The following is a 16,677-nucleotide window of genomic DNA, read 5'->3' as shown; positions in this document are numbered from 1 at the left end:
GCCAGAAGAAAGCGGATGGAATGCGTTTCTGAATTCGACGACAACGCTGGAGACACGCAATGGTTGCTGTCAGCATTCTTCTCTTATCGATCATCATCGGCGCCATGTTCTACCATCGGCTCAACCTGCTGTTAGGCAGCGTGATTCTGCTGGCCTATTTTGCAATCATGTCAGTCATATCGGTATGGCCCGTCTGGCTGATTATCCCGCTGGTTGTCTTACTGATGCCGTTCAACGTTCCGCCGCTGCGCCGCAAATTCTTCTCGGCCGCCGCGCTGCCTCGGTTTCAGAAAGTCATGCCGCCGATGTCGAATACGGAAAAAGAGGCCATCAATGCGGGAACCACCTGGTGGGAAGGGGAATTGTTCCGCGGCGCGCCGGACTGGAAAAAACTGCATCACTATCCGCCGCCGCGGCTGAGCGCCGAAGAACAGGCTTTCATTAATGGGCCGGTCGAAGAAGCCTGCCGTATGGCGAACGATTTTGAAATTACCCACGAGCTTGCCGACCTGCCGCCGCAATTGTGGGCGTTTTTGAAACAGCATCGTTTCTTCGCGCTGATCATCAAAAAGCAGTACGGCGGATTGGAGTTTTCCGCCTACGCTCAGGCGCTAGTGCTACAAAAGCTGGCCGGCGTCTCCAGTATTCTGGCGATCACCGTCGGCGTGCCCAACTCGCTGGGCCCGGGGGAACTGCTGCAACACTACGGCACGGACCAACAGAAAGATTACTATCTGCCCCGTCTGGCGCGGGGTCAGGAAATTCCCTGTTTTGCGCTGACCAGCCCGGAAGCGGGCTCCGACGCCGGTTCGATTCCGGACAGCGGCGTGGTGTGTTATGGACTCTGGCAGGGTAAACAGACGCTGGGCATGCGCCTGACATGGAATAAGCGCTACATCACGCTGGCGCCGGTAGCCACCGTGCTCGGTCTGGCCTTCAAACTGTACGATCCGGACCATCTGCTGGGAGAAACGGAAGATATGGGCATTACCTGCGCCCTTATCCCCACCGCTACCGACGGAGTACAAATCGGCCGTCGTCATTTCCCGCTGAACATCCCGTTTCAGAACGGGCCGACCCAGGGGGAAAACATCTTCGTACCGCTGGACTACATCATCGGCGGCCCGCAAATGGCCGGACAAGGGTGGCGAATGCTGATGGAATGCCTGTCCGTCGGGCGCGGCATCACGCTGCCGGCCAATGCCACCGGCGGACTGAAATCAATCGCCCTTGGCGTCGGCGCCTATGCTCGTATTCGCCGTCAGTTCAAAGTTCCTATCGGTAAGATGGAGGGGATAGAGGAACCGCTGGCGCGCATCGCCGGCAACCTTTATGTGATGGATGCCGCCTCAACGTTGATTACCAACGGAATTATGCTGGGTGAGAAACCGGCGGTGCTATCCGCCATTGTAAAATATCACTGTACCCAGCGCGGTCAGCGCGCGGTGATGGACGCAATGGATATTACCGGAGGAAAAGGCATCTGCCTTGGTCCCTCCAACTTTCTGGCCCGCGTCTACCAGGGTTCCCCCATCGCCATTACCGTTGAGGGCGCGAATATTCTGACCCGCAGCATGATTATTTTCGGTCAGGGGGCGATCCGTTGCCATCCGTATGTGCTGGAAGAGATGGCGGCGGCGCTGCATGGGGATCTTCCGCGTTTCGATCGCGCGCTGTTCGGTCATATCGGCCACATTGGCGGCAGCGCAGTACGCAGTCTGTGGCTTGGTTTAACCAACGGCCGCCTGAGCCGCGCGCCGGTTAATGACGAGACTCGACGTTATTATCAGCGGCTGAACCGCCTCAGCGCGAATATGGCGCTATTGGCCGATATCTCCATGGCGATACTGGGCGGCGGCCTGAAACGGCGCGAACGTATTTCCGCCCGTCTGGGAGATATTCTCAGCCAGCTTTACCTGGCCTCCGCCACGCTGAAACGCTATGACGAGGAAGGACGCCAGCAAGCCGATCTGCCATTGGTGCACTGGGGCGTTCAAGACTGTCTTTACCAGGCGGAACAGGCGTTAGCCGACCTGCTGCGCAATTTTCCTGACCGCGCCGCGTCCGCCTTACTGCAACGCCTCCTTCTGCCGCTGGGCCGCTGCAATGCAGCGCCGTCCGATCGTTTGGATCATGAAGTGGCGAAGCTACTGCTGACCCCCTCTTCCACTCGCAGCCGTTTGGGGCGGGGACAATATCTGGCCGCCGGCAAGCACAATCCGGTCGGTCTGCTGGAAGAAACGCTGCGGGATATTATCGCGGCGGAGCCGATTCATCAGCGCTTAGCGAAAGCCGCCGGTAAGCATCTGCCGTTTATGCGGCTGGATGAGCTGGCCGAACAGGCGCTGGCGGAAGGGAATATTACCGAGGATGAAGCCCAAATACTTATCAAAGCCGAAGCCAGCCGCTTACGCTCGATTAAGGTTGACGACTTCGCCGCCGATGCGCTGGCGGCAGCGCGGCCGCAACGCGAGCCGCCGCAAAAAACGCAGGCGGCGTAACGGCCCCGATGTCTATATCGCGTAGCCAATGCGTTCAACTCCCGCTACAATTCACTCACCCAATCACATACTGGAAAATGAAAAGGAGGATAACTATGCTGCGCTGTGAACTGTTTTACACTTCACATCACCTTGGCGATCGTCGCCACTCAAGCGTTATCGGTATCGTGCTGCGATAACTTTGGCTTGAGCGAAGTCCACTACTGAATCCCTTCTCTCGGGCTTACCGGGTTATCGTCAGCGATGTTTGACGAGGCGTATACGCGTCTGTAACTCTTGAGTAAGCAATGAGCACATTACTAACTGCACAATCCCTCCATGTCGATACGGCGTTCGGTTCGCTGTTTCGCGATATCTCTTTTACCGTCAAAAAAGGCGACCGCATTGGCCTGATTGGTTACAACGGCTGCGGTAAAAGTACCCTGTTAAAAGTTCTCGACGGATCGCTGCCGCCCACATCCGGTCTGTATTCCGTTGCCCGACGGTGCCTGCTGGCGCGTGTTGAACAACATTTACCGGAAGATCTGCTCCCGTTCACCATGCTGGAGGCGGTGCTGGCCCAGTTTCCGCCAGCGGAACGGGAAAACCAGTGTTGGCAGGCGCAGGCGCTTCTGGCCTCGATGGGGTTTGATGATAACGACCAGTCGTTGTGTACCGGCACATTAAGCGGTGGGCAGCATACGCGCTTATTACTGGCGCGGGCGTTGATTCAACACCCTGATCTGTTGCTGCTTGATGAACCGGGCAACCATCTGGATTTACCGACGCTGCTGTGGCTGGAGGATTTTTTACGTCACTGGTCAGGCAGTTTCGTACTGGTTTCTCACGACTGCCGGTTACTGGATGCCGTGACGAACAGCACCTGGGTTCTGCGCGATCGGACGCTGCACAGCTTCGCGCTTACCTGCTCCGCCGCGCGTCAGGCGCTGGCCGACAGCGATGAGACCGATGCGCTCCGGCAAAAAGCCGAACAAAAAGAGATCGACCGCATTACCGCCAGCGCGAAACGGCTGGCGACATGGGGTCAGGTTTACGATAACGAAGATCTCTCGCGTAAAGCAAAACAGATGGAAAAACAGGTCGAGCGGCTAAAAGAGAGCCAAACCGATGTCACCGCGGGCAGCCAGTGGGTGCTGTCATTACAGGGCGACGCGCTGCGAGCCGATCGCCTGCTGGAAATGACGCAGTTGCCGGTCGCCCCTGCCGTCGGCCTGCCGCCGCTCTTTACCCTGCCGCTGGCGCGGCTGAAAAGCGGCGATCGCGTGGCGATTATGGGGCGCAACGGCTGCGGAAAATCATCGTTGTTGCGCCTTATCTGGCGACATAACCAACAGCCGGGTTTATCCGACGGTTTGACGCTCCATCCACGCGTGACGCTCGGTTATTACGACCAGACGCTGCATCAGCTTAACGATGACGATACGCTGTTCGATGCCCTTGAGCCTTTCGCGCCGGCTCCGGATGCGCGTAAACAAGCGTTGATTAGCGCCGGTTTCGCCTGGGTTCGTCACGGGCAAAAAGTCAGTACGCTGAGCGGCGGCGAGCGTTCGCGCTTGCTGTTTGTCGGCATGTCGCTGGCGCGCTATGGGCTGGTGATGCTCGATGAGCCGACCAATCATCTGGACATGGACGGCAAAGAGGCGCTGGCGCGAACACTGGCGCAATTTGCAGGCGGCGTGCTGCTGGTGAGCCACGATCGCGATTTAATCAGCCAAAGCTGTAACCGCTTTTGGCTGGTTGAAAACGGCGAACTGAGCGAATGGCACGATGTTGAGGCGGTTTTCGCGCGTTTACGCGATAACGCAGTTGACGCGCCCGGCGACCAACCGTCCGAGACGGCGGCTAAGCCAGAGATGGACAGCGACAATCTGTTGGAACAACTGATTACGCTCGAAACCTTGCTGGCGGACGATCTGGCGCGTAAGCCAAAACACCAGAAGCCGCAACGGCAGGCACAATGGCGACGGGAGATTGACGCGCTTAACGCCCGTCTGGAACGGGAATAACCCATCCGCCCCTGCGAGTCAGGGGCGGATGCAATAAAATTCATTTTGCCATTGATGTTTCCGATGAGATGATCCAAGCCGAAAATCAGCTAAAATAACCCTTATTTCCTTTATATTGGCAATCGGCACATGGCATATATCCCCAAGAACTACGCGAAGCTCGAAAGCGGCTATCGTGAAAAAGCGCTGAAACTCTTTCCGTGGGTATGCGGGCGCTGCTCACGCGAATTCGTCTATTCCAACCTGCGTGAACTGACCGTTCACCATATCGATCACGACCACAGCAATAACCCGGAAGACGGCAGCAACTGGGAAATGCTGTGCCTGTACTGTCACGATCACGAACATTCGAAATACACCGATGCGGATACCTATGGCTCGACCGTGGTGGCGGGCGAAGACGCCCAGAAAGATGTCGGCGTCGCGACGCATAACCCCTTTGCCGATCTGAAGGCGTTGATGGAGAAAGGGAAGAAAAAGTAAGCGCCAGGGGGCGACGGCTCGCCCCGAAGCAGAGAAACGGACTTATGCCCCGCTTTGACGCACGCGGGCCAGCAGTTCATCCACGTTATCGATATGCGGCGCGGCAAGAATCAACGTCCGGCCGAGATGCAGCGCATGACGCTGGCACGCCGCCCGCGCGTCGTCATCCTGAATACTGTCGAGATCGGCGACGTGCGCCAGCCCTATCGTGCGGCGAATCAGTTCCGTGCCGCAATAGCCGACGGAATCACGCCATACCTGCCGTAAAAATTGCTCGGCGTAACCTGACGCGGCCAAAGAGGGCTCACGGCCGTGATGGCGGTTCAGCAGCGAAAAACGCTCGGCGAAGGTATTCCACAGCGTGCGGATATCGCCGAGCCGCTGCTCTCTGGCCGCCGCCGCTTCACGCGGCGCCAGCAGCCCCGGTAAGCCGCAGTAGTTAAGCAGCAGATTGCCCAACGCCGTACCTACGTCGAACCCTATCGGCCCATAAAAGCCGAACTCGGCGTCAATCGCCTTTAAGCGCTCTTGCGCCACAAAGATCGAGCCGCTATGGATATCGCCGTGCAGCAGCGCTTCCGCCTTGGTCAAAAAGCGGTGCTTTAATTCCGCCACCGCCAGCTTCAATGCCCGATCGCCGCGCAGCGCCTGCACCTCCGCCGACAGAACCGCTTCAAACCGGTTTCTTTCGTGATCGATATAAGGGTCGGTAAAGAACAAATCTTCCGTGATCTGACACAATTCAGGGTTGGTGAACCGGCTCACCGCCGCTTTTTTATCATGCGGAGCCTGATAAAAATCCGACGTATGGAACAGCGTTTGCGCCAGATATTCGCCCAACTGTTCCGCGGCCTGCGGATAGTAAATTCCCTTAATCAACTCGCTGCGCCAGATACGATGGTCGGAAAGATCTTCCTGCACCATTACCGCCAGTTCCGCATCATGATGCAGTACGGTAACCGTATGCTGAGGGCAAAACCGCGCGTGCGTCAGCAGCGTTTCCGCTTCGATACGCGCGCGGTCCAGCGTCAGCGGCCAGGATTCGCCGACGCAACGCACATAGGGCAGCGCCTGCTTGACGATCGCCCGGCTTATTCCCTGCGCATCACGAATTTTAAATACCAAATTCAGATTACCGTCGCCAATTTCTTCTGCGGCGATCAGCGCTTGCGGATCGCTCACTCCGCCATACCGGCGGGCATATTCCACGGCATCATCCGCCGTAAAGGTGCGGTAAGGTGACATTGCCAACCCCTCGTTGTTTTACATTCACGATGTTTTAGAAAGACAACTTTTGGACATAAAAGCGTTTGGACGTCTATACATCTGTTTCGCGTATTGGCAGAATAAGAAAATCGACGCAATAACGCAACATGGATTTAACCAATCATGCAGAAACTTAACACCACCAGCTTAAAGATGGCTGACGGCCGGCTCTGGATCCTCGATCAGCAATCGCTGCCGCAGGAAACGCGCTGGCTGCCCTGCCCGGACGTGACGACGCTGGTCGAACATATTCAGGCGTTACGGGTGCGCGGCGCGCCGCTTATCGGCCTATCAGCCAGCCTGCTGCTGGCGCTGCTGGCGGAACAAGGATTGACCCAAGCGCAGCTGGCGGAGGCGCTGGAAACGCTGCGCGCCGCCCGCCCCACCGCGGTTAATTTGATGAATAATTTGGATCGGATGAAAGCGGCGCTGGCGCAGCCGCAATTCGTCCGCGCCATGCAGCGGGAAGCGCTGCGGCTGGTCGAGGAAGACCGCCGATTGTGCGAAAAAATAGCCGTTCACGGCGCCACGCTGGTTGCGCCGGACAGCCGTTTGTTAACCCACTGTAACACCGGCGGCCTGGCGACCGCCGGCATCGGCACCGCCATCGGCGTACTGTTGCGCGCGCATCAACAGGGAAAGATTACCCAGGTTTGGGTGGATGAAACCCGGCCGTTGCTACAGGGCGGACGCCTTACCGCCTGGGAATTGGGAGAACTGGGAATCCCCTATCAGCTGATTTGCGACTCAATGGCCGCCAGCCTGATGGCTCAGGGCAAAGTAGACGCGGTATGGGTAGGCGCGGACCGCATCGCCGCCAACGGCGACGTCGCCAATAAGATAGGCACCTACAGTCTGGCCGTATTGGCGCACTATCACCAGATCCCTTTCTACGTTGCCGCGCCGCATACCACGCACGACCCGGCATGTCCGGACGGCGGCGCCATTCCCATTGAACAACGCGCCGCCGATGAAGTCACCGGCGTCTCAGGCAGCTTCGGCCGCTGCCGCTGGGCACCGCAGGATGCGCCGGTCTACAACCCGGCCTTTGACGTGACGCCGGCGGCATTAATCAGCGGTTGGGTGCTGGATACCGGCATCGTGACGCCGCAGGCGGTGAAAGACGGGATATTTCACTCTGCGCTGGGGGAAAAGAAAGCCTGATTGATATCAACGCCAGTCGGAGGATTGGCGTATCCAATATTTATGCCGTTCAGCTTCTTGCATTGAGCAGCCGGATACCATATTGGGAAAAGACGGTGTCGGCGGAAACCAGCGTCAAGCCTTCCATTTGAGATTGAGCGATAAGCATACGGTCAAACGGATCACCATGATGTCGTGGTAAATCCCCTGCCTGTTCAGCATGAGCATGGGAGATCGACAACGCGTAAAAGTTATTACGTTCCATGGCTTCATCAAAATCCGCATCAAACTGTAGTTTGCCAATGGAGCGCTTTATGGTTATTTCCCAAGGCGTCACCGCGCTGACGAATACGCTGTTAGTTCCTTTTGCAATTGAACTCCGGGCGATCGGCCCCAGCGCCGGATCATTCGTCAGCCACCAGATAAATACATGAGTATCGATCAACAGACGTTTCATTCATCCGCCTCAAACATCCTCTGAATATCCCCATCTGCCTCATCAAAACGGCGATCCATCGCGATACGATGCTCATACCCGCCCGGCGTTCTGTCGCCCTGAGATACAGGGATAAGCTGGACATAAGGCTTACCCGCCTTGGCGATAATCACCGTCTCCCCTTCCGCCGCTTTATCCGCAAGCTGGCTAAGCCGGGACTTGGCTTCATGCATATTGGCCTGAACTGTCATTATTCACCTCCTTAGCTAGATTAGCTAATCTATAATGAGGTAAAAAAAAACGCCAGTCAAACTGGCGCGAGTGGGATTTAAAAAACGGCTTGCATTCAGCCCGCCAGCTTCGGATACGCATCCGCGATCTTGTCGCCGGTGAAATGCGCGATCCAGCCTTCCGGGTTATCGAACAGGCGAATGGCGGTGAAGTGCGGTTCCGGCCCCATATCAAACCAGTGGGCGGTGCCCGCCGGAACGGACAGCAGATCGTTTTTCTCGCACAGGATCTGGAAAATTTTGCTTTGCAGATGCAGGCAAAACAGCCCGGCGCCTTCAACGAAGAAACGCACTTCATCTTCGTTGTGGGTATGCTCGGCCAGAAATTTGGTGCGCAGTTCGGCGCGCTGCGGATTATCCGCCCGCATACTGATGACATCCCAGCTCTGGTAGCCTTTTTCCGCCACCAGGCGATCTATTTCATGCTGATAGGCCGCCAGCACCTCTGCGGAATCCGGGTCGGCGCTTAACGTCTGGTTCGCCTGCCAGCGCTCAAAACGCACGCCGATATCGGCCAACTGTCGGCGGATAGCCTCCGCATCCTGACTTTGCCAAATCGGTTGGCTGGCATCGCTATCACTAAAGATGGTCAGTGCACTCATGGGAAATACTCCTGTAAATCGATCTGGTCAAAACGAGCCACCTGACGATGGCCGCTCAAGTCATCAGCGTCGCTACGGATCAGCTGACAGGTATGCCATCCGGCCTGCCGCGCGGCGTCCAACTCCTGACGAATATCCGACAGGAACAGTAACTGACCGGCGGGCAGGCCGATGGATTGCTCAATGGCGCGGTAGGACGTCGCTTCACGTTTCGCGCCGACGCGGGTATCAAAATAATCGCTGAACAGCGGGCGCAGATCGCCGGCCTCGCTGTAGCCGAACAGTAGCTGTTGCGCTTCAACCGAACCGGACGAATAGACATACAGCCGGATGCCCTGCCGCCGCCACTCCGCCAGTTGGGCCGCCACCTCCGGATAAACATGACCGCGAAAATCGCCGTTCAGATAGCCGCTGCGCCAGATAACGCCCTGTAGCAGCTTTAACGCCGGCGATTTGCGATCCTCATCCATGAAACGGTTCAATGCCGCGATCAGCGTAGTTTGATCCGCGTCCGGCTGTCCCAGCTCCTGCCGCAACGCCGCCAGCGACTGAGCAATATCCTTATCATGCTCCTGCCGTTGCACCGCCTCCGTCAGACGGGCGCGAGCATAGGGAAACAGCACGTTATGCACGAAACGAATATCGCTGGTGGTGCCTTCGATATCCGTCACTATGGCTTTAATCGCATTCCGGTTACTCATCTGGCCTCCAGCAGACGGCGCTGCAGTTCGCACTGGAACAGGAACTCCAGCCCCTCAAGGTGACGGCGCGCCTCTTCTACGCTTTCGCCCCAGCAGTAAAGGCCATGCCCGCGCACCAGGAAACCGTAACGCAGCGGTTGACGCTCGTTCCGGGCGGCCACTTCACGCGCCAGCGCCGCAATATCCTGATCGTTATCGAAAATCGGGATGGCTACGCGATCCAAATGGCTTTTCTGCCCCGCCAGCGATTTTTGCATCTCATAGCCTTGCAGCGCCAGTTCTGGAGCGGTTTCCACTCTGGAGAGCACGGTCGCGTTGACCGAATGGGTATGCAGCACGGCGCCGATCTGCGGATAGGCGCGGTACAGTTGCGTATGCAGTCCGGTTTCCGCCGACGGCGTACGTCCGCTGGGCGCATGGTTGGTGGCGATATCCACCAGCAGGAGATCATCAGCCTGTAAGCCGCCTTTATCCTTGCCTGACGCACTAATCAGACACTGATGCTCATCAAGGCGCACAGACATATTGCCGCCGGTCGCCGGACACCAGCCTTTTTGTCCGATCCAATGGCAGGCGGCGAGTAGTGCCGTAATTTGCAGGTTTTCCGTCATGAAACTTCCTATTTACCAGTACTTAGTACTTTTAGTTATGACTTAGCATTTAATGGCATTTAGCCGTTTAAACGTCCAAGCGTCTTGATTGCCAAATACTAGCATCGTGTTATATTGGCTAGCAACACAGGCCTGCAGGAGTCCTATTCAGTCATGAGCGCCGCACTTATACCCGAAAGTAAACTGCCTTCCCTCGGCACCACCATTTTCACGCAGATGAGCGCATTGGCTCAGCAGCATAAAGCCATCAATCTGTCGCAGGGTTTTCCTGATTTTGACGGCCCGGACTATTTGAAGCAACGTCTGGCTTACCACGTCAGCCAGGGGAATAATCAGTATGCGCCAATGACCGGCGTCGCTCCGTTGCGGGCGGCGATTGCGGAGAAAACCGCCGAGATTTATGGCTGGCGGCCGGACGTCGATACGGAAATCACCGTCACGGCCGGCGCGACGGAAGCCCTGTTCGCCGCCATCGCCGCGCTGGTGCGCCCCGGCGATGAAGTCATCTGTTTCGATCCCAGCTACGACAGCTACGCCCCGGCGGTAGAGCTGGCGGGCGGCAAGCTAAAACGCGTTGCGCTGCAACCGCCGGCGTTCCGCGTCGACTGGGCGGAATTCTCCGGTCTGCTGAGCGATCGCACTCGTCTGGTGATCCTGAATACGCCGCACAATCCCTCCGCCACCGTATGGCGGAAAGAGGATTTCCAGCAGCTCTGGCAGGCCATTGCCGCACGCGAGATCTACGTGCTGAGCGATGAAGTGTACGAGCATATATGCTTCGCCAACGAGGGACACGCCAGCGTGCTGGCCCATCCGTCACTGCGTCAGCGCGCCATTGCCGTCTCCTCATTCGGCAAAACCTTTCATATGACCGGCTGGAAAGTGGGCTACTGCATCGCGCCCGCCGCGCTGAGCGCCGAAGTGCGTAAAATTCATCAGTACCTGACGTTCGCGGTCAATACGCCGGCGCAGCTGGCCATTGCGGATATGCTGCGGGAACAGCCCGATCACTGGCGCGCCCTGCCCGATTTTTATCGCGCCCGCCGCGATCGTTTCGTGAATGCGCTGGCGGCCAGCCGCTTTGAAACCCTGCCCTGTGAAGGCACCTATTTCCTGCTGGCGGATTACCGTGCGATTTCCGATCGGGACGATGTCAGCTTCTGCCGTTGGTTAACCGAGCATGTCGGCGTGGCGGCCATTCCGCTGTCGGTATTTTGCGCCGAACCCTTCCCGCATACGCTGATTCGGTTATGCTTTGCCAAACAGGAGTCTACGCTGGATGCCGCAGCGGAGCGCCTATGTCGACTTTGAAAATTACCCTATTGCAGGAGCCGCTGACCTGGCTGGACGCCACGGCCAACCTGAACCATTTCGATACGCTGCTGGCCGGTATCGCCGGGCGCGACGTGATCGTTTTGCCTGAGATGTTTACCAGCGGTTTTTCTATGGATGCGGCTCAAAAGGGAATCGAGCAGGCGGTGATTGAGAAGTGGCTCCATCAGTGGGCGCAGCGCAATAATGCGCTGGTCGGCGGCAGCGTCGCCGTGCGCACGCCCAAAGGCGCGGTCAACCGCTTCCTGCTGGCCGATCCGCAGGGCAACGTTTATCACTACGATAAGCGTCATCTGTTCCGGATGGCGAACGAGCATCAGTATTATCAGGCCGGCGCCGAACGCGCCGTTATTGAGTGGCGCGGCTGGCGGATCTGTCCGCTGATCTGTTATGACCTGCGCTTTCCGGTGTGGTCGCGCAATCAGCGGGATTACGATCTATTGCTGTATGTGGCCAACTGGCCGGCGCCGCGCGCGGCGCACTGGAAAACGCTGCTGGCCGCCAGGGCGATTGAAAATCAGGCATATGTCGCCGGATGTAACCGCGTAGGCAGCGACGGCAACGGCCACAGCTATCAGGGCGATAGTCTTATCATTAACGCCCTGGGGGAAACGCTGGCTTTTGCGCCGCCGAACCGGCCGGCCCGGCTGGACGCCGAGCTATCGCTGGAGACGCTGCAAAGCTACCGCGAAGCCTTTCCCGCCTGGCGTGACGCGGACCGGTTTACGCTGTAAACCGGCCTTGATAACAAAGAACGCCGCGCTTTCAGTGTGGGGAGTACAAATCGCCCGCGTCATCGGAGCAAATAGACAGCCGGCTGATGATGTCCTGACGCAACAGATACTTCTTTATTTTCCCGGACGCCGTGCGCGGCAGGCTTTCGACAATGACCACGCGTTCCGGATATTTGTATTTGGCGACCCGCTTGCGGCTAAAGAAGGCGACCACCTCTTCCAGCGTCAGCGTCCGGTAAGGCGCTTTCAGAACGATATAGGCGCATGAACGCTCCCCCAAACGCTCATCCGGCATGGCGACGACGCCGGCGTCACGCACGCGCGGATGCTGCATCAGGATCTCCTCCACCTCCCGGCTGCTGATATTCTCGCCGCCGCGGACGATGATATCTTTTTTCCGGCCGGTGATTTTGATGTAGCCTTCTTCATCCATCCGGCAGAGATCGCCGCTGTAGTACCAGCCATCATCATCCAATGCCCGCGCGGTCAGCTCTGGTTCATCCAGATATCCCATGAAAACATTGGGACCGCGGGATGCCTCCTCCCCCTCTTCGTTGTAAGGAACCGGCTTACGCTCCTTATCGACGACTTTTATTTCAACGCCGGGGGCGGCGGCGCCGTCGGTATTGATCACGCGCGACAGCGGATCGTCGAGTTTGACGACGGCATGGGGCGAACTCTCCGTCGCGCCGTAGACGCTCAGCAATTTGATGCCCGCCTGTAAACAGTCGCGGGTGATTTTTTTAGGAATGGTGGTGCCGCCGCACAGAAAAAAACGCAGTGAAGACAGGTCGTAATGCCGTTGCTGCACGGCGCACAGCAGATCGTAAACAAAGGGCGTGGCGCCCATCACGCAGGTGCATTGTTCCCGTTCCAACAAGGCGAGACACTCCGCCGGATTAAAAATATCCAGCAGCACGCTGCGGGCGCCGATGATAAAGGGCGCGGTGACGCCGTGCAGAAAACCGGTGGCATGAGCCAGCGGCGCGGGCATCAATATCGTATCCAGCCAGGTCAGATTCAGCCTGGCGCAATAGGCGCGTTCGCTGGCAAGGACGTTGTTATGGGTGAGCATAACGCCTTTGGGCACGCCCTCCGTACCGGAGGTAAACAGCACCACGGCCAGTTCATCGCCATGCGTCTTAACGGGGTTTTCCAGCGGGGAGTAGTCTTGCAGCAGTTGGCTGAGCGCCGGGGACGACGCGGCGGGCGCTAGCTTATCAACGGCCACCACCTGCTGTAAATGCGGAAGCTGGGAGCGCAGCGGAGCGACCCTCTCCACCGGGTTGGCGTTTTTAAACATCGTTGGGACGAACAGCACGCGGGCCCGGCTCTTATTGAGGATCCAGATAAGTTCCGTCTCGCGGTAAGCGGGCAGCAGAGGAACGGAGACCGCCCCCGTTTTCAGACACGCCAGATAGATCAGCGTGAACTCGCACCAGCCCGGAAGCTGAAAAGCGACCCTGTCGCCCGGCATAATGCCGCAGTCGAGCAGATAAGCGGCCAAACGCCCCGCCGCCCGATCCAGATCGGCGTAGCTATAGGATGTTCCCTGATTGTCGATGACGGCGATCTTTTCCGGTACGGTTTTAACCGCGTGATGCCAATAATCGGCGAGTGAAGCGTCTCCCCAGTATCCCTGTTGTCGGTATTCGTCCCTGCGCGCAGCGTTGAATTTTATGGTGACGGTCATTCTTTTTATTCTCAGTGATAGACGGCAAGATGCTGTATCGTTTTATCGTCAATAGCCGGCGTGTCGAGTCTCAACCCGCATAAAGAATGCGCAGCCGGCCAGTACGAATCTGCGATGAAAGGGATTAGCCGAAACGGAATTCAATGCCAAAAGTGCCCTGGGGGTACTCCCATTTTTGCAGGATGGTATCGCCGCAGAGCACCCGGCAGGTTCCGCATTCCAGACACCCCGCATAGTCAAAATGGATATTGCCTTCGTCGTCCTGCTTATAGAGGCCGGCAGGACAGGCGTTAACCAGTTTGCGAAACTGCTCCGGATCGGGGTTCTCCACCAGAACGATGTGCGGATTGCTTTCATCCACCCTGAATTTATTGACGCCCAGTTTTACATCCACATTTACCGTATCTTTGCTGCTCATAGCGCACTCGCCCCTTTGATGCCATCCTTCAGCAGATTCATCAGTCCGACCTGTTTGGACCGGGTCAGTAGTTTTGAACGCATCGGCTTACCGGGACTGCCGTCGATAATGAACATATCGGTCATGATGTCGGCGACCATCCGCGGGTATTGGCTGAACAAGCGCGGATTTTCCATCAGCGCCGGCAGCTTGCGGTAAAGATGCATATCCTGCAGCACAAAACTTTGCTCCAGTTTCTTCTTGTACGCCATCAATCCGCCGGCGGAAAAATCCTGACTGTCCTTAGCCTCAATAGCGGTCAGCGCCGCCGCCTCCGCTGAAGCGATGGCCAGATCCATACCACGGACGGTGTAGCCCAGATTCAGGCACAGACCGGCCGCGTCCCCCACTATCATCACGCCGTCGTCCGCCAGCGGCGGCACCATCACCAGCCCCCTTCGGGCACCATATGCGCGGAATACTCCAGCAGCGAGCCGCCCTGAATCAGCGGACGGATGGCGGGATGCTGTTTAAAATCTTCCAGCATCTGCGGCACGCTTTTATCGGCGTGGGCAATGTCGCCCAGGCCGCAGACCAGCCCAAGCGAAAGGGAATCCCGGTTGGTGTAAAGGAACCCGCCCCCCATCAGACCGTTTGACGGCGAACCGGCGAACAGCCAGGCCGCGCCTTCACCGGCGGAAAGGCCAAAACGCTCTTCTATTTGAGATGGCGACAGAGATATCACCTCTTTAACGCCCACGGCGTAGTGATGAGGCGACGCCGCCGGCACCATCCCGATAGAACGGCCGAGGAGCGAGTTAACGCCGTCGGCCAGAATGACGATATTGGCCTCCAGCGAATCTTCGCCCGCCTGTACGCCGGTTACCCGGCGGCCTTCCCTGAGCAGGGAATCGACCCGGACGCCGGGAATAAACTGCGCCCCGGCCTGTTCCGCTTTTTCCATCAGCCAGGGGTCGAACTGGTTGCGCAGCACGGTGTAAGACGCTTTCGACGCGATATCCGGCTGTTCGCTATGGAAATCCAGCGTGACGGCGCTTTCGTCCGTAAGAAATGAGATTTTTTCCCGGACGACCTTTCGCTCAACCGGCGCTTCCTGCGCGAAGCCGGGCATGATTTTTTCCAGGCTGTGCGCGTAGAGACGCCCCCCGGTCATATTTTTACTGCCGGCGGCACTGCCGCGCTCGATGACCAGTACATCCAGCCCGGCTTTTGCCATGACGTAACCGGCGACGCAGCCCGCACAGCCTGCGCCGACCACGATGGCATCGAATTTTTCTTCCGACATTGTCTCGGCTCCCTATCCCGCCGCGGCTCTACCTTTTATCTTGCAAGTTGCAGGCGCGCCGGCCGATCAAATTCGTTCCCGGCGAATTTGTCTCTCGGTTGTCGCGTTACGAGGCCCACTCATGAGCCTCGCCGGTAAAGAGGCAACGCGTTGCGTCGCGTTTTGTCCTGCAACCCGGAATCTATCAGGTCTAAAACGGCGGAACTCACATGGTTAACGGGTCAGTTGCGCTATCAGAGCGGGAACCACTTTATAAATATCCCCGACCAGACCGTAGTCGGCGTATTTGAAGATAGGCGCGTTCTTGTCTTTATTGATGGCGACGATGGTTTTCGCGCCGTTGCCCCCGACCATATGCTGGATCTGCCCGGAGATCCCCAGCGTCAGGTAAAGATCGGACTTCAGCAGTACGCCTGAGACGCCGATATAGCGTTCGCGCTCCATCCAGTGTTCGCCTTCGGCAATCGGCCGGGAACAGCCGACTTCCGCGCCGAGCAGCGTCGCCAGTTCCTGTACCATGCGCAGATCGTCCTGGGAAACCAGACCGCGGCCCACGCCGACCACGCGCTTGGCTTTACTCAGGTCAACGCTGCTCAGCGATTTCGCGCGGCGTTCCTTACACAAAATTTCCTGACGGGGGGCGACGTAATTCGCCTGGGAAACCGGGCAGTCGCGCGCTTGATCCGCCGATGCCGGCTCTACGGCGCCGGGCGCCAAAGTGACGATGGCAATCGGCGTGTTGATTTTTTCTTTCCCGAACGCCAGACCGCCGTACATCCGGTGTTCGGCATAAACGCCGTCATCGCCGACGGTCAGCGTGGTGACGTCGTTCACCGCCGCGGCATCGAGCAGAACGCTCAGTCGGGCCGCCAGCGCCTTGCCGCGTTTGGTGGCGGATATCAGGATCAGGGAGACGGGCCGTTGCTGAGCGGCCGGTTTTTCCAGAAGGGAGGCAATGGTTTCCGCATAGTTTTCTATACGCTGCAGGGCGGATTTTTCCCCCAAGACATAGAGCATATCCGCACCCAGCGGCTTAACGGACGGCACTGCGTCGGCGTCCTGAACCAGTACGTTGACCCGTTCTCCCCACTGGCGGGCTCCCGCCAACAATTCGGCGTAGCGATCGAGATTGTCGCTGAACACCCATACATTCGTTAATTTACTCATGGTGATTTC

Annotated in this window: 15 protein-coding genes and 1 pseudogene; 6 read left to right on the top strand and 10 right to left on the bottom strand. The window is 57.8% G+C overall.

Annotation, left to right across the window (positions count from 1 at the left end):
• The first annotated feature begins 59 nt into the window (after positions 1–59).
• The 3 genes from fadE (at position 60) to yajD (ending at position 4,990) form a co-directional block, all read left to right on the top strand.
• A complete protein-coding gene (fadE, locus tag HC231_RS04975; RefSeq protein ID WP_208229994.1) occupies positions 60–2,501 on the top strand; it encodes an acyl-CoA dehydrogenase FadE in 2,442 nt (813 codons plus the stop codon).
• Positions 2,502–2,788: 287 nt separating this feature from the next.
• Positions 2,789–4,507 (top strand): ABC-F family ATP-binding cassette domain-containing protein, encoded by a 1,719-nt coding sequence (locus HC231_RS04970; protein WP_208229993.1) that lies wholly within the window; start codon positions 2,789–2,791, stop codon positions 4,505–4,507.
• Between the two features lie 129 nt (positions 4,508–4,636).
• Positions 4,637–4,990: a YajD family HNH nuclease gene (gene yajD / locus HC231_RS04965; RefSeq protein WP_208229992.1), complete on the top strand. Its 354-nt coding sequence runs from the start codon at positions 4,637–4,639 to the stop codon at positions 4,988–4,990.
• A 42-nt stretch (positions 4,991–5,032) separates the two neighbouring features.
• On the opposite strand, the gene mtnK is transcribed toward yajD, so the two are convergent.
• On the bottom strand, positions 5,033–6,235 hold the full coding sequence (gene mtnK, locus HC231_RS04960; RefSeq protein ID WP_208229991.1) for an S-methyl-5-thioribose kinase: 1,203 nt from the start codon (positions 6,233–6,235) through the stop codon (positions 5,033–5,035).
• A 144-nt stretch (positions 6,236–6,379) separates the two neighbouring features.
• Here mtnK and mtnA point away from each other — a divergent pair, with 144 nt between their 5' ends.
• Positions 6,380–7,420 carry an S-methyl-5-thioribose-1-phosphate isomerase gene (gene mtnA / locus HC231_RS04955; RefSeq protein ID WP_208229990.1) on the top strand — a complete coding sequence of 347 codons (1,041 nt, stop codon included), beginning with the start codon at positions 6,380–6,382 and terminating at the stop codon, positions 7,418–7,420.
• Between the two features lie 49 nt (positions 7,421–7,469).
• Here the strand turns inward: mtnA and HC231_RS04950 are convergent, their stop codons facing one another.
• From HC231_RS04950 to HC231_RS04930, 5 genes are all read right to left on the bottom strand, one after another.
• Positions 7,470–7,856 (bottom strand): type II toxin-antitoxin system VapC family toxin, encoded by a 387-nt coding sequence (locus HC231_RS04950; protein ID WP_208229989.1) that lies wholly within the window; start codon positions 7,854–7,856, stop codon positions 7,470–7,472.
• Complete coding sequence (locus HC231_RS04945) at positions 7,853–8,086, bottom strand: type II toxin-antitoxin system Phd/YefM family antitoxin (RefSeq protein ID WP_208229988.1); 234 nt, start codon at positions 8,084–8,086, stop codon at positions 7,853–7,855. Before HC231_RS04945 ends, HC231_RS04950 begins: the two co-directional genes overlap by 4 nt.
• A gap of 95 nt (positions 8,087–8,181) precedes the next feature.
• A complete protein-coding gene (locus HC231_RS04940) occupies positions 8,182–8,727 on the bottom strand; it encodes a 1,2-dihydroxy-3-keto-5-methylthiopentene dioxygenase (RefSeq protein ID WP_208229987.1) in 546 nt (181 codons plus the stop codon).
• A complete protein-coding gene (mtnC, locus tag HC231_RS04935; protein WP_208229986.1) occupies positions 8,724–9,428 on the bottom strand; it encodes an acireductone synthase in 705 nt (234 codons plus the stop codon). Before mtnC ends, HC231_RS04940 begins: the two co-directional genes overlap by 4 nt.
• A complete protein-coding gene (locus HC231_RS04930) occupies positions 9,425–10,039 on the bottom strand; it encodes a methylthioribulose 1-phosphate dehydratase (protein WP_208229985.1) in 615 nt (204 codons plus the stop codon). The genes mtnC and HC231_RS04930 overlap by 4 nt, the downstream gene beginning before the upstream one ends.
• 153 nt (positions 10,040–10,192) lie before the next feature.
• Here HC231_RS04930 and HC231_RS04925 point away from each other — a divergent pair, with 153 nt between their 5' ends.
• Both HC231_RS04925 and HC231_RS04920 read left to right on the top strand, forming a co-directional pair.
• A complete protein-coding gene (locus tag HC231_RS04925) occupies positions 10,193–11,350 on the top strand; it encodes a pyridoxal phosphate-dependent aminotransferase (protein WP_208229984.1) in 1,158 nt (385 codons plus the stop codon).
• Positions 11,338–12,105: an amidohydrolase gene (locus tag HC231_RS04920; protein WP_208229983.1), complete on the top strand. Its 768-nt coding sequence runs from the start codon at positions 11,338–11,340 to the stop codon at positions 12,103–12,105. Before HC231_RS04925 ends, HC231_RS04920 begins: the two co-directional genes overlap by 13 nt.
• Before the next feature lie 31 nt (positions 12,106–12,136).
• Here HC231_RS04920 and fadK read toward each other — a convergent pair whose 3' ends face one another.
• The 4 genes and pseudogenes from fadK to HC231_RS04900 all read right to left on the bottom strand — a co-directional run bounded on the left by fadK (position 12,137) and on the right by HC231_RS04900 (position 16,668).
• The gene (gene fadK, locus HC231_RS04915; protein ID WP_208229982.1) at positions 12,137–13,798 is read right to left on the bottom strand and encodes a medium-chain fatty-acid--CoA ligase; all 1,662 of its coding nucleotides are present in this window, start codon (positions 13,796–13,798) and stop codon (positions 12,137–12,139) included.
• A gap of 124 nt (positions 13,799–13,922) precedes the next feature.
• Positions 13,923–14,216: a ferredoxin family protein gene (locus tag HC231_RS04910; RefSeq protein ID WP_208229981.1), complete on the bottom strand. Its 294-nt coding sequence runs from the start codon at positions 14,214–14,216 to the stop codon at positions 13,923–13,925.
• Positions 14,213–15,501 (bottom strand): annotated as a pseudogene (locus HC231_RS04905) (FAD-dependent oxidoreductase). Before HC231_RS04905 ends, HC231_RS04910 begins: the two are co-directional and overlap by 4 nt.
• 213 nt (positions 15,502–15,714) lie before the next feature.
• Complete coding sequence (locus HC231_RS04900) at positions 15,715–16,668, bottom strand: electron transfer flavoprotein subunit alpha (RefSeq protein WP_208229980.1); 954 nt, start codon at positions 16,666–16,668, stop codon at positions 15,715–15,717.
• Between the last annotated feature and the right edge of the window lie 9 nt (positions 16,669–16,677).

Source organism: Brenneria izadpanahii, assembly GCF_017569925.1.
In the GTDB taxonomy this organism is placed as follows: Bacteria; Pseudomonadota; Gammaproteobacteria; order Enterobacterales; family Enterobacteriaceae; genus Brenneria; species Brenneria izadpanahii.
Note: the sequence above shows the minus strand (reverse complement) of the source record. Positions and strands in the feature narration are given on the sequence as shown.